The following is a 13,056-nucleotide window of genomic DNA, read 5'->3' on the forward strand; positions in this document are numbered from 1 at the left end:
AAATACTGTTCATATAGTTCATATGAATCAGCGGGGATGATAAAGCATCCTCTGTCCTTTTGCCTGAGAGATTCAAGACACGAATCAGATAACCATTTGTGGGCAGCTATTGATAATTCGTGTTATTTGCACCTTCGGCCCCCGATCTAACGGGTGTCTCCAGAGAAACGATCCATTTGCAGTTCTTCCCTGCATCCAGGGAACCTGAGAGTTTTACTCCTTCGGCGGGTATAGCCTTTTGTGTGGCTTCCTCTTTCCTGCAAACTTCACCTCGTTAATTTGCTGTTACTGTGGTATACTATAGCTCTTAAATTTGAACTCGTCAATAGAAAATTAAACTTTTATAAAAAAAGTATAAAAATTCCAGAGATTTCCACCTTGTAAAATCCCTGGATATTTAAATAATTTTTATACATCAGCCATATCAGCCGCAAACAGTGCTGCGCCAAGTGCACCGCAAAGCTGAGCCTTGTCACTGATCACCAGCTTTGTTCCAAGCTTCTCTTCCAGTGTCTTTACCAGGCCCTTATTCTTAGAAACACCACCGGTCATCATATATTTCTCCTCACCGCCCACACGTCTGGTAAGGGCGGCAGTCTTTACGGCAACCGCCTTATTCAGGCCATGGACAATATCATCTGTTGCCTTATTCTGGGCGATCAGGGATACAACTTCTGATTCTGCAAATACTGTACACATACTGGAAATTGTAATATCTTCTTTGAATTCCAGCCCACATTCGCTCATCTGATCCAGATTCATTTCCATGGTACGTGCCATCATTTCCAGAAATCGTCCGGTTCCTGCCGCACATTTGTCATTCATAACAAAATTTGCAACTGCACCGTTCTCATCCAGTCGGATCACCTTGCTGTCCTGTCCGCCAATATCAATAACAGTACGGACTTCCGGATTCAGGAAATGCGCACCTCTTGCATGACAGGTGATCTCTGTGATACTCTTATCACCATTTTTAATAGCTGTACGTCCGTATCCAGTAGTAACCAGCGCATCAATATCTTCTCTCTGCAATCCGGCCTCCTTCAATGCCTCTGCAAGGGCACGGTCTGCTCCGATAGCAGCTCCTGCTCCTGTAGGCAAGATAATGCTGGTCACAATCTCATGATCTTTATTTAAAATCACCACATCTGTACTGGTAGAACCACTGTCAATCCCTGCGAAATAACCTTTTCCCATTTTTCTCTCTCCTTTTGTGTCTCCATCTATGGTCTGCTCCAGTGTTTCAGGCTGAATGCTCTCTGCAAAAGCTTCCAGTCTGGTAAGAAGCTGACCGCTGCTCTGAATAGTATAATCTGATTCGATTTTTAAAAGAGGTACATCTGTATGATTCTTGATCTCAGCATATTCGAAGCTGTAAAAATCACAAAACTTCACTGTATGATAAATAATCCCCGCAACAGACGGATCATTATAAAGCTTCTTACGACCTGTCGGGTCCATCATACGCATACATGGAATCTGCCCCAGAATCTCACCTGCATACCAGTCCATCAGCTCATCAAAAGAAGCACCCTCCGGTGGAAGTATATTTCCCACAGAACGGTTATGCACGCAGGTATCATTCTCTACAGGAAGAGGCATAGCTTTGCTGGTCATTTCAAATAATTCCTGCCCCATTCTGGCGCCAAGCACTGCAATATGGGACTTTGTGATTTTCTCCTGTGCATGGAAAGCAGCCCGGAATTTTCCGGCATCAAACTCTGTGCCTTTGTACTGTGCATAAGCCTTCGCCAGCCCTTTTAACTGTACAGCCATACGCTCTCTGCTACAGGCACTGTCACAGTGAAGCACATCCAAAATATAGAGAAAATCCAGCTTGCCGCTTTCAAGCAGAATGTCATAGACACTCCGGATAGTATCACAGCAGCTCACCAGGACAAGTTCCTTGATTTTCCCCTCCATGACTCCTTCCAGAAGTGTTTTTCCAAAACCGCAGATATTGGGATGTGAAACCTGATCGGCCAGGTCAAATCCCTCCGGCATATGATTAAAGTTCTCACATTCCCCGCCAAGAGATTCCAGAAGTTCAATTGGGGTATATTTACAGACATAGTAAGTTTTATTCATTCTCAGCACCTCCCAGCATTTCCAGAAAAGCTCCCAGCCTGGTGGAAGTCTGTCCTTCTCCTCCATGGCTTCGATCACACCCGTCACCGTCCAGGATCAAAAGGGGCAGACCGGCTTCCTCGAACTTCTTCTTTGCAAGCTGTGCCGCACCAAGCGTATGTTTACATCCCCAATGTCCAAACCACACAGCACCGTCTGCTCCTGCCTGTTTCGCATGGCGGATACCGGCTTCAATCCTTCTAAGGGCACTTCCGTTCAGTGAATGATATACCATTCTTTCTGCCATTGCTTCAAAGGGGTTCTCAGGATCAAAATCCGGCTCACAGGTTTCTGCAAGTTCACATCCTACGATCTGGGCTTTCTCACTGAAGCAAAGCTCCTGGCGCACTGCATCCGACCAGAATGGAATGGTATGCATCCAGTAAATGTGCTTCCCTTTCGCTGCCGGTGCTTTCTTAATATCTTCAAGAAGCATCTGTGTATACTTCTCTTCTTCTGCTGTTCCCAGAAGGATATTGTTTGTCATTCCTGCATACAAGGGTGTGACCAGATCAGAGGGCACATATCTGTCTGCACGCATCTGCTGATATTTTTTGTAATTCTCCAGAGTCCGCTTACTGCAGGCAAGACGTTCCTTTAATCTGTCCTCAGAGATTGTTTTTCCTGTATTTTTTTCCAGAAATATTTTTAAATCCTTTAACTGATCTGCCACATACTGTACATTCTCTGTGGTCTGATTCCATGGTACATCAATGGCAAATACAGGTACCTGGTAAAAATCTGCCAGGGTACGGAAGGTGAGCAGGTTAGCATCGCAGGTCAGGTTGGTATAAACAATACATTTAGGCTTTGGCAGAAGTCCTTTCTGCGCTGCACCAAGAAATGTCTTGTGATAACTGCACAGTGTCTCTGCAATTCCCTGATTCTCTGCCTGCTGCAAAAATGCCCTCTCTGCTTTGCTTGCAGAAAGATAGCAGGAAAATCCTTCTACATTATAGGGATGTAATCCCACCTCCTGCATCATTTCGCAGGGTGTAAAAATACTTACAATAACAGAATCTTCCGGTTTCTGAAGGGGCCACAGCATGGTATCCATCATCAGGTTTGCAAGATGCCTGTCTGCAGGCATCAGTCTCTTGTCCTGCATGTAACGGAACTTCAGATTCTGCGCCCCCCAACCGGTTTTTAACAGCCGGCGGGCTGACTGAGGCTTTTTATCCGTCAGATTTTCCACATAATGACCAAATGTCTCAATAATCTCCATAGTCTGTCTCTTCCTCATTATGGTAATAATAATTTATCAATTGTCAGTGCACAAATAGTGCCACGGAATATTTTAATAATATCTTTTTTTGAAGTCAAGCTGAATTTTCTCCAAAGTTCATCTGTTTTTGCACATTCTTCTTGACAAAAAAGTCTCAAATGATACACTTTTGAATGTATTATTTTTCAAAAAAAGGAAGAAATAATATAGGAAAGATTTTTTACGAAAGGAAGGAATTTTTAAAATGCGTTCATTGGCAGTTTATTTAAAAAACTACAAAAAAGAAAGCATCCTGGCGCCATTTTTTAAATTTCTGGAGGTTGTATTTGACCTGATCGTGCCTATCGTCATTGCACAGATCATTGATGTAGGTATTGCAAACCATGACAACAAATACATTGTCCAGAGATTTTTTATTCTTATTTTAATGGCAGCTCTTGGTCTTGCCAGCAGCATTACAGCTCAGTTCTTTGCAGCCAAAGCCAGCGTGGGCTTTGCCACTAAATTAAGACAGGCAGTTTATGACCATGTACAGCATCTGTCTTTTACAGAGCTGGATACCCTGGGAACAGACACCCTGATCACAAGACTTACCGACGATATCAATCAGGTCCAGAACGGACTGAACATGGGGCTTCGTCTTCTTCTTCGAAGTCCGTTTATCGTACTTGGATCCATGGTCATGGCATTTACCATTGATTTTAAATGTGCTCTGGTTTTTGCTGTTGCGATCCCGTTTCTGTTTCTGGTTGTCTTTGTCATTATGTTTTTCAGTATTCCTCTGTTTAAAAAGGTACAGGGAAAACTGGACACAGTAACCGGACTGACCAGAGAAAACCTTACAGGCGTCCGCGTTATCCGTGCATTCTGCCGCGAAAAAGAGGCAGTTGCAGAATTTGATACCCGCAATCAGGAGCTGACAAAGTTAAATCTCTTTGTAGGAAAGCTTTCCGCTTTGTTAAATCCGGTCACTTATGTACTGATCAATATTGCTACTGTTATTCTGATCCAGAAAGCAGGAGTAGAAGTAAATCTTGGCGGTATGCAGCAGGGACAGGTTGTTGCCCTTTATAACTATATGGCTCAGATGATCGTGGAACTGATCAAGCTTGCCTCCCTGATCATCACCCTGAACAAATCTGCAGCCAGCGCAGGACGTGTGGCAGATATCCTGAAAGTGAAATCTACTATGGATTACCCCTCTTCCTCCACATATTCTGCTCAGATATCGAAGGACCTTGCAACAGCAACTGCTGATGCATCACTTTCTGAAAATGCCATCGTATTCAATGACGTAACCTTTGAGTACAGCAAAGCCGGTGCCCCCAGTCTTTCCCATATCAGTTTTTCTGTAAAAAAGGGACAGACCGTAGGTATTATCGGTGGTACAGGAAGCGGAAAAACCACTCTGGTAAATCTGATCTCCAGATTCTATGATGCCAGCAAAGGAACTGTTCTGCTGGATGGTCAGAATATTGAAAATTACACCAGAAGTGATCTCCGCTCCAGAATCGGCGTTGTTCCACAGAAGGCAGCTCTTTTCAAAGGCTCTATCCGAGACAATCTGAAATGGGGCCGGGAAGATGCCTCTGACGAGGATCTATGGCAGGCACTTACCACAGCACAGGGAAAAGAGGTAGTAGAGGGTAAACCGGGACAGCTTGATTTTATGCTGGAACAGAACGGTAAAAACCTTTCCGGCGGCCAGAAACAAAGACTTACCATTGCCCGTGCCCTGGTAAAAAAACCTGAAATCCTGATTCTGGATGACAGTGCCAGTGCCCTGGACTTTGCCACTGATGCAGCACTGCGTAAGTCTCTCAACAGACTTGACTGGAAAGTAACTACATTTCTGGTATCCCAGCGTTCCTCCAGCATTCAGCAGGCAGACTTGATCCTTGTCCTTGATAACGGTACTCTGGCAGGTAAGGGTACTCATGCTGAACTGCTGCGTACCTGTGATACTTACCGGGAAATCTACTTCTCTCAGTTTCCGGAAGAAAGAGCCAGATACTCCTCTGTATCTGCAGGTAATATAATGAAGGAGGTGACTGTATGAGCAGATCAACAATAAAAGATCCTGCTAAAAGCAAAAGCAGCGAAACTTTTTTTAAAGTACTGCGTTTCATCGGAAGATACCGTTTTCTGCTGATCTTCAGTATCATACTGGCAGCAGTTTCCGTTATCCTTCAGCTGTATGTCCCAATCCTGTTCGGAAATGCCATTGATCAGGTCATTGCCCAACATCAGGTAAACTTCGAAATGATGTGGTATTACCTGTCACGTATCCTTGTAATGGTCATCCTCTCTTCTGCTGCCACGTGGCTTATGAATGTGATCAATAACCGCATGACCTACCAGACAGTAAAGGATATACGTGCCAAAGCCATCCGACACATTCAGGTACTTCCCCTCTCTTACCTTGACGGACACAGTACCGGAGATATCATCAGCCGTATTATCGCAGATACAGATATTCTATCCGATGGTATGCTGCTTGGATTTACCCAGCTTTTTTCCGGAATCGTAACGATCATCGGAACACTGATCTTCATGTTCTCCAAAAACTTCTGGATTACATTGATGGTCATTGTCTTGACTCCCGTAAGCTTTTTGGTGGCCAAATTTATTTCTTCCCATACCTTCCAGATGTTCCGGAAGCAAAGCGATACCAGAGGGCGTCAGACTGCTCTCATTGAAGAGATGATTGGAAACCAGAAGGTTGTTCAGGCTTTTGGATATGAGGAAAAATCTTCTGAACGCTTTGCAAAGGTTAACAAAGAATTACAGGAATGCAGTCTGAAGGCTGTTTTTTACAGCAGCCTGACAAACCCTTCCACCCGTTTTGTCAATAATGTTATTTATGCCTGTGTTGCACTGGTGGGTGCATTCATTATCCCTGGAGGCAGACTGACAGTCGGAGGACTTTCCGTACTTCTCTCCTATGCCAACCAGTATATGAAACCATTCAATGATATCAGTTCCGTTGTTACAGAACTTCAGAATGCTCTTGCCTGTGCAGGCAGAATCTTCGATCTGCTGGAGGAGGAACCGGAAGTTGCAGAGGTTTCTGAGACACTGAAAGATGTAAAGGGTGAAGTAGATATTAAGAATGTGTGCTTCCATTATGATGAATCAAAGAAACTGATTGAGGACTTTAATCTCCATGTAAAACCAGGTATGCGCGTTGCCATTGTAGGACCTACCGGATGCGGTAAGTCAACCTTTATCAACCTTCTGATGAGATTCTATGATGTAAATTCCGGATCTATTTCCGTTGACGGCAAACCGATCAGAGACATTACCCGCCATTCTCTCAGAAGCAGCTATGGTATGGTGCTTCAGGAAACATGGATCAAAAACGGAACTGTCCGCGACAATATCTCGATTGGAAAACCGGAAGCTACAGATACTGAAATCATCGAAGCAGCCAAGCTTACCCACAGTTGGGAATTTATCCGGAGGCTTCCTAAAGGACTGGACACCATGCTCAACGAAGACAGCTTAAGCCAGGGACAGAAACAGCTGCTGTGTATCACACGAGTTATGCTCTGTCTGCCTCCGATGCTGATCCTGGATGAAGCCACTTCCAGTATTGATACACGAACAGAATTACAAATTCAGGAAGCGTTTGAACGAATGATGGAGGGAAGAACAAGCTTTATCGTAGCTCACAGGCTTTCAACCATCCGAAATGCAGATCTGATTCTTGTTATGAAAGACGGAAGTATCATTGAGCAGGGTACTCATGATGAGCTGATTGCAAAAGGTGGATTTTACCATACTTTATATAACAGCCAGTTTGCAAAAGTTTCTGAATAAAACAAGCCAGATAATAAATCAAAAAGGAACAGCTGTCCATCACGGCTGTTCCTCTTTTTGATTTTGTAAAATGTTTTTTTATTTTTATCAGATTGCCCGGGTAGCATCTTTCAGCCATTCTTTTTCTTCTTCGTTCAAATACGGAGAAATCTTCTCATATACCTGCGCATGGTAATCATTGAGAAGGTTACGTTCCCGGACACTCATCAGTTCCGACACCACTCCATCCAGGTCAAAAGGTACCATAGTCAGAAATTCAAAGCACATAAACTGACCATACTCTGTTTTTTCAGCTTTTTTACAGACCATCAGATTTTCATGACGGATTCCAAATTCATCCTCTCTGTAATATCCCGGCTCATCAGAGGTGATCATTCCCTCCTCCAGCACTGCATTTCCACCCGGAACAATTTTCCATCGGAAGCTATTGGGTCCTTCATGGACATTCAGAAGATATCCTACTCCATGACCGGTTCCATGTTTAAAATCCTCTCCCATTTCCCACAACGGCTGTCTCGCCAGAATATCCAGGTTTACACCGGTACAGCCATGAAGAAATCTGGCAGCTCCCAGATTCAGAGTTCCCCGCAAAACTGCTGTGAAATACTTTTTCTCTTCCTCAGTAGTCGGTCCCATGACAACAGTACGGGTAATATCAGTAGTTCCCTCTTTATAATGTCCTCCTGTATCTGCCAGAAGAAAGCCGGATGGTTCCAGAGGAATATCCGTTTCGGGTGTTGCAAAATAATGTACAATAGCAGCATGCTTTCCATAGGCAATAATCGGATCAAAACTGTTATCTATGAAATCCTCCTGTTCCAAACGGAATTCATACAGCTTTTCTGCTGCACTTAATTCTGTGATCGGAATCCTTCCAACATTCTTCTTTAACCAGTATATGAACTTTGTAACTGCAACTCCGTCTCTGATATGCGCAATGCGTTCATTTTCCACCTCAACAGGATTCTTCGTTGCCTTGGGAAGAAGTGTAAGATTTTCTTCATCCAGAATCCGGGTGTCTGCCGGAATATTGCTAACCAGACGACTGTTGACTTTCTTTTTGCAGAGAAGAACTTTTTTGTCCTTTTTAAATGTTTTCACATACTCATAGATACTGTCATAGGGAAAAAGGGTCACACCATCTTTTTCCAGCGCTTCCAGTACGTCTGTCTGAAAGGCTTTCTCATTTGCAAAAAGTCTGATCTCTGTTTTTGTCATTACAAGATAAGAAAGAACCACCGGACAACAGTGGATATCTCCCCCACGTATATTTAACAGCCAGGCAATATCATCCAGAGAAGTCAGTACAAATAAATCTGCACCCTTCTTCTCCATTGCTTTGCGGATTCTTGCGCATTTATCAGCTCTGGATTCTCCTGCCCATTTTATATCCAGCTCTGTAACCGGTTCACAGGAAAGTACCGGACGGTTTTCCCATATATCCCCTGCCAGATCGTGATCAACGCTGAGAGACACACCGTTTTCATCCAGCATTTTCTCCAGTTCTGATGCCTCTTTTGAGCTGACAGTACGTCCGTCAAATCCCAGACACATTCCCTGTGTCAGATTTTTTTTCAGAAATTCATGAACTGTGGGAACTTCCGGCTCACCCATTTTAAATAAAGTAATTCCTGTTCCCTCCAGCTGATCTGCAGCCTGGATAAAATAACGTCCATCCGTCCATAATCCTGCCATATCCTGCATGATCACCGCAGTGCCTGCAGAACCGGTAAATCCTGTGATATATTTTCTGCATTTGAAATATTCACCTACATATTCTGAACCATGAAAATCATCTGTAGGAATCAGATATGCATCAATTCCTGTCTCTTTCATGCGTGCACGAAGTGCTGTTATTCTCTCTTTTACTGTCATTCGTTTTTACCCTTAAGGCTGCTATCTGCAGTCGTTTTATCATTTTCGCCAAGTGTTTCGTTCATACTTCCCATACGATATCCCAGAATATCCATGGTCACATAAGTGAATCCATACTCCTTAAATTTCTTCACAATATCCTCTCGGACATTTTTTTCCAGAAGTTTCGGAAATTCCTCCGGCATGATCTCAATTCTTGCAAGTGAACCGTGAATACGGACACGTACCTGATGGAATCCATAGTCAAGTAAAAGCTGCTCTGCTTTCTCAACCATTCCAAGCTTTTCCTCACTGATGGTCTCTCCATAGACAAACCTGGAGGACAGACAGGCAAATGACTGTTTGTCCCAGGTCGGAAGCCCCAGTTCCTTTGAGTATTCTCTGATCTCCGCTTTCGTCAGCTTCGCCTCACGTAGCGGGCTCTTAACTCCAAGTTCTTTTACGGCGATCAGACCTGGTCTGTAATCGCCATTATCATCCATATTTGATCCCTCTGCAATATATTCAATCCCATTCTTTTTTGCAATATCGCCAATCTTCTCAAACAGTTCTTTTTTACATAAATAACATCTGTTCGGAGGATTCTTTGAAAATCCTTCAATCTCCAATTCCTCAGACTGGCAGATCACATGCTGAATCCCCTCTTTCTCGCAGAATGCCTTCGCTTCATTCAGCTCTCTTTTCGGGAAAGAACAGGATTGAGCTGTAATCGCAATCGCCTTATCACCCAGCACATCATGAGCTACTTTTAATAAGAATGTAGAATCCACTCCACTTGAGAAAGCAACTGCTACACTGCCAAGTCCCTTCAGATATTCTTTTAAATGTTCCAGTTTATTTTCCATATCAGTCTGCCTCTTGTCCGTTTTTTATTGTACCTGTAGCACTCCTCGTAAATAATGTATATTGATCTGGCTCAACAAAGCGTGAAAGTTGAACTTTCTCAAATGTATTATTTAACAGGGTGCTATAGCTTCATTATAATATAGGCAATGACTGTTCAGCAACTTATTTTTCGCATTGCGAAATGTGTTACTGAAAATAGAACGAACAATATTGATTTATGTTTCTTGTATCTTTTCTAACGCTTCCCCGACTTCTGTTACTTCTTTAAATAGTTTCTAAAGTAACAGCCTCTCTTAACTTCTTTATTTACAGTTTGTCTACTTCTTTTTCTGAAGCAGTTCTCCGTTTGTTTCTTCCCCATTCATACATGACATAATAATTAGCCACTACCCCATATTATAAATAACACTCAGAGATACTTATTTCAGACTGATAATCAGATTTTTATTGAATTTATTAATCTATATGTTATGACAACATATCTTTCAGACATGTACTCCGGTAGTCACTCGGTGATATTTTATATCTTTCTTTAAATACTCGGTTAAATGTTCTCTGACTTTCAAATCCACTATCCAGACAAATGTTTGTAATAGAATCACTCGTATTTTCCAAACGATGGCATGCATAGTTCAGCCTTGCATCGTTAAGATATTGATTAAAGTTTCTATGGAATGTTTTGGAAAAGAGTCTGGATAAAACATATTTGCTCACCCCCAGATCTTTTGCCATCTCTTCCAGAGAAAACTTCTTCTTAAAATTTGCTGATATATAGGAAACTGTCTGGTAAATAAGATCGTTGCTCCCCACATTACTCTTTTCTACCAAATTTAATTTTCCTATGCAGCGTGCCAACACAATTTGAAGATATGCCTGTGCAACAGTAATATCCGACTGTTCTGTCTCTAAAATTGCATTTATAACTCTATATACCTCCGGTTCAACCTTTTCCGCTTTGATGATTGGGTATTCAGGAGCCATGGATTGCATGATATCTGAAAATTTGGCTATCGTAAATGGCGATGCAATCAGATAAGTCGCTTTATTTACACCGGGTGTCAGTACCTGATAGTGATGAATAACATCTGGAAATACAAAGCCTATATCTCCTTTTTCCATATGGTATAGTTCCTGTCCGACACCAAATTCTAATGCTCCACTTGTTACACAAACGATCTCCAGTGCATTATGAAGATGTGGTTCAATATGTTTTGACTTCCTATTTATTGCTATGATCTCCTCTTTTGTGTCAACATATTTTAACTGCATGAAATACTCCCCTTTGCAACATTTGTCTATATCTTCTTTCGATTTGGCAAGCAATCCTTTTACACCTATCTTATAATCAACTTGTAAATAAGGAAAGGAGGAATTGCAAATGAGCAACCTAAAAAAATATCTGAATGACCTTTTAGTATTCTACACTGAATATTTTGAGCATCCTTACCATGTATAAATACTAAAAGGACTATTTTGTGAAAACTGAATATTTTCTTAAGGCCATTTCACAAAAATGAAGTGGTCCTTTTTTATTTTCAAAATACAGTTCAATCACTTTATATATAGAAAAAAGCACTGTCTCATCGAGCAATGACCAGACAACGCTTTCTCCTGTCAATTCTAATTTATGTCCGATGCATCTGTTACTTCATCTGCAGCAATTTCTTTTTCTGCTTTCAGTTTTTTATTTGCATCTTCTACATTCATTCTTGAAAGTACAAACATAATCAATACATCAAAGATTAACGGAAGCCAAAGATACATAAACTGCATCATATCAAGTGCAGACTGCGGCTGAGTTACATTTGTTCCGACATATCCACTGAACTCAAGCATCCATCCAACAACAGCAGTTCCAATACCTCCACCGATTTTTACGCCAAGAGAAGTACAAGAGTACATCGTTCCGTCAATTCTCTTTCCCTGTGTAAGATAAGTGTATTCAGAGCAGGATGCGATAACTGCATTCATATCTCCCTGCCATGGTCCCTGACCTAAGGCTGCAAGAGCTGTAAACGCCATCATCAGCGGAACACTGCCCATATATCCGGCAATAACAACAAGTGCTCTACCAATGACTGCTAAAACATAACCTCTTAAGTTCAGTTTGTACATACCTTTCCACTTACCAACTAAGGTTGGTGTAAAAATTAAGGCAATGATCAGTGGAATATTAACTGCCCATGCAAATTGTCCAAACAAATTCTTATTTTTCAGTACCCATGTCATGTAATAAATGCCAGCTCCAATCATGGCACCATATAACTGCTGTAAAATATATGTTCCACAAATCATCATGTAATATTTGTTTTTAACAAGAAGCTTGAATGCCTGTACCATTCCGTACTTTTCATTATCATCCTTTACTTCTCCTTCGTTAAGTTCTTCCTCAGGAAGTTCCTTAACAGAAAGTGCTGAAATCGTATTTATGACAAGACCAATGATTGCATAGATAATAGCAACCGTTCTCCATGCCGCAGCATCTCCACCACATTTATCTACAAATCCAACTGTAATCGCCTGAATCAGAAGACTTGTTGAAAATGCAAAAATAAAACGGTAAGATCCCATCTGCACACGCTCTTTGCTGTTCTTTGTAATCAGTGACGTAAGTGCTGAGTAAGCAATATTGTTTGCTGTATAAAACACACCATTTAACAGTGTATAAGAGATAAAGAACCATGCGTATTTAGCCGTTGTTCCAAAGCTGACTGGTATTGCAAAGCAGCAGACCAGCGTAATGGCACAACCAATGTATCCGTATAGCATCCATGGCTTCGCTTTTCCCATTTTACTGTGTGTTTTGTCAATCATTGATCCAAAAAATATATCCGTAAAACCATCAAATAGTTTTGATACGGCAATCAGGGTACCTACGACACCTGCAGCAAGTCCTACTGAGTCCGTCAGATAGACCATCATGAAAGATGTCAGGAAGGCATAGACTACATTACCTGCAATATCACCTGATCCATATCCAATTTTGTTATACCATTTCAAATACTTTTTTTCTTCCATCGAATTTCTTTGCTCCTCATCTTCATCGCACTTAGAATCTCAATATGTCTAACCGTATGATGTCTAATTATATTTTTTTCTCTGTTTTTGTCTGATTGCTCTGTATATCCGGACTTTACATAACAATCAGACTCTCTTTCCTT

The 13,056-nt window shown here is 41.8% G+C and carries 8 protein-coding genes and 1 riboswitch; of the genes, 2 read left to right on the forward strand and 6 right to left on the reverse strand.

All coding sequences use genetic code 11. The features are described 5' to 3' along the window. Positions 1-41: 41 nt before the first annotated feature. A riboswitch (glycine riboswitch) is annotated at positions 42-173 on the reverse strand. A gap of 235 nt (positions 174-408) precedes the next feature. Next, positions 409-2,088: an acyl-CoA dehydratase activase gene (locus NQ550_RS11965; protein ID WP_008703563.1), complete on the reverse strand. Its 1,680-nt coding sequence runs from the start codon at positions 2,086-2,088 to the stop codon at positions 409-411. After that, a complete protein-coding gene (locus NQ550_RS11970; RefSeq protein WP_008703564.1) occupies positions 2,081-3,352 on the reverse strand; it encodes a 2-hydroxyacyl-CoA dehydratase subunit D in 1,272 nt (423 codons plus the stop codon). The genes NQ550_RS11965 and NQ550_RS11970 overlap by 8 nt, the downstream gene beginning before the upstream one ends. 244 nt (positions 3,353-3,596) lie before the next feature. Between NQ550_RS11970 and NQ550_RS11975 the strand changes: the two genes are divergently transcribed. Both NQ550_RS11975 and NQ550_RS11980 read left to right on the forward strand, forming a co-directional pair. Beyond that, a complete protein-coding gene (locus NQ550_RS11975; protein ID WP_008703566.1) occupies positions 3,597-5,411 on the forward strand; it encodes an ABC transporter ATP-binding protein in 1,815 nt (604 codons plus the stop codon). Continuing rightward, positions 5,408-7,174, forward strand: coding sequence for an ABC transporter ATP-binding protein (locus NQ550_RS11980; protein WP_022379900.1), 1,767 nt, complete (start codon positions 5,408-5,410; stop codon positions 7,172-7,174). The genes NQ550_RS11975 and NQ550_RS11980 overlap by 4 nt, the downstream gene beginning before the upstream one ends. A gap of 87 nt (positions 7,175-7,261) precedes the next feature. Here the strand turns inward: NQ550_RS11980 and NQ550_RS11985 are convergent, their stop codons facing one another. The 4 genes from NQ550_RS11985 to NQ550_RS12000 form a co-directional block, all read right to left on the reverse strand. Further along, positions 7,262-9,049: an aminopeptidase P family protein gene (locus NQ550_RS11985; RefSeq protein WP_025577102.1), complete on the reverse strand. Its 1,788-nt coding sequence runs from the start codon at positions 9,047-9,049 to the stop codon at positions 7,262-7,264. Next, on the reverse strand, positions 9,046-9,894 hold the full coding sequence (gene larE / locus NQ550_RS11990; RefSeq protein ID WP_025577103.1) for an ATP-dependent sacrificial sulfur transferase LarE: 849 nt from the start codon (positions 9,892-9,894) through the stop codon (positions 9,046-9,048). Before larE ends, NQ550_RS11985 begins: the two co-directional genes overlap by 4 nt. Before the next feature lie 469 nt (positions 9,895-10,363). Continuing rightward, positions 10,364-11,164: a helix-turn-helix transcriptional regulator gene (locus NQ550_RS11995; RefSeq protein ID WP_025577104.1), complete on the reverse strand. Its 801-nt coding sequence runs from the start codon at positions 11,162-11,164 to the stop codon at positions 10,364-10,366. A 351-nt stretch (positions 11,165-11,515) separates the two neighbouring features. Further along, positions 11,516-12,913 carry an MFS transporter gene (locus NQ550_RS12000; protein ID WP_025577106.1) on the reverse strand — a complete coding sequence of 466 codons (1,398 nt, stop codon included), beginning with the start codon at positions 12,911-12,913 and terminating at the stop codon, positions 11,516-11,518. Between the last annotated feature and the right edge of the window lie 143 nt (positions 12,914-13,056).

This window comes from Blautia wexlerae DSM 19850 (assembly GCF_025148125.1).
In the GTDB taxonomy this organism is placed as follows: domain Bacteria; phylum Bacillota; class Clostridia; order Lachnospirales; family Lachnospiraceae; genus Blautia_A; species Blautia_A wexlerae.

Coding starts and splice junctions, on each gene's coding strand:
- NQ550_RS11965 (WP_008703563.1), bottom strand. CDS start 2,088: ATGAATAAAACTTACTATGTCTGTAAATATACCCCAATTGAACTTCTG.
- NQ550_RS11970 (WP_008703564.1), bottom strand. CDS start 3,352: ATGGAGATTATTGAGACATTTGGTCATTATGTGGAAAATCTGACGGAT.
- NQ550_RS11975 (WP_008703566.1), top strand. CDS start 3,597: ATGCGTTCATTGGCAGTTTATTTAAAAAACTACAAAAAAGAAAGCATC.
- NQ550_RS11980 (WP_022379900.1), top strand. CDS start 5,408: ATGAGCAGATCAACAATAAAAGATCCTGCTAAAAGCAAAAGCAGCGAA.
- NQ550_RS11985 (WP_025577102.1), bottom strand. CDS start 9,049: ATGACAGTAAAAGAGAGAATAACAGCACTTCGTGCACGCATGAAAGAG.
- larE (WP_025577103.1), bottom strand. CDS start 9,894: ATGGAAAATAAACTGGAACATTTAAAAGAATATCTGAAGGGACTTGGC.
- NQ550_RS11995 (WP_025577104.1), bottom strand. CDS start 11,164: ATGCAGTTAAAATATGTTGACACAAAAGAGGAGATCATAGCAATAAAT.
- NQ550_RS12000 (WP_025577106.1), bottom strand. CDS start 12,913: ATGGAAGAAAAAAAGTATTTGAAATGGTATAACAAAATTGGATATGGA.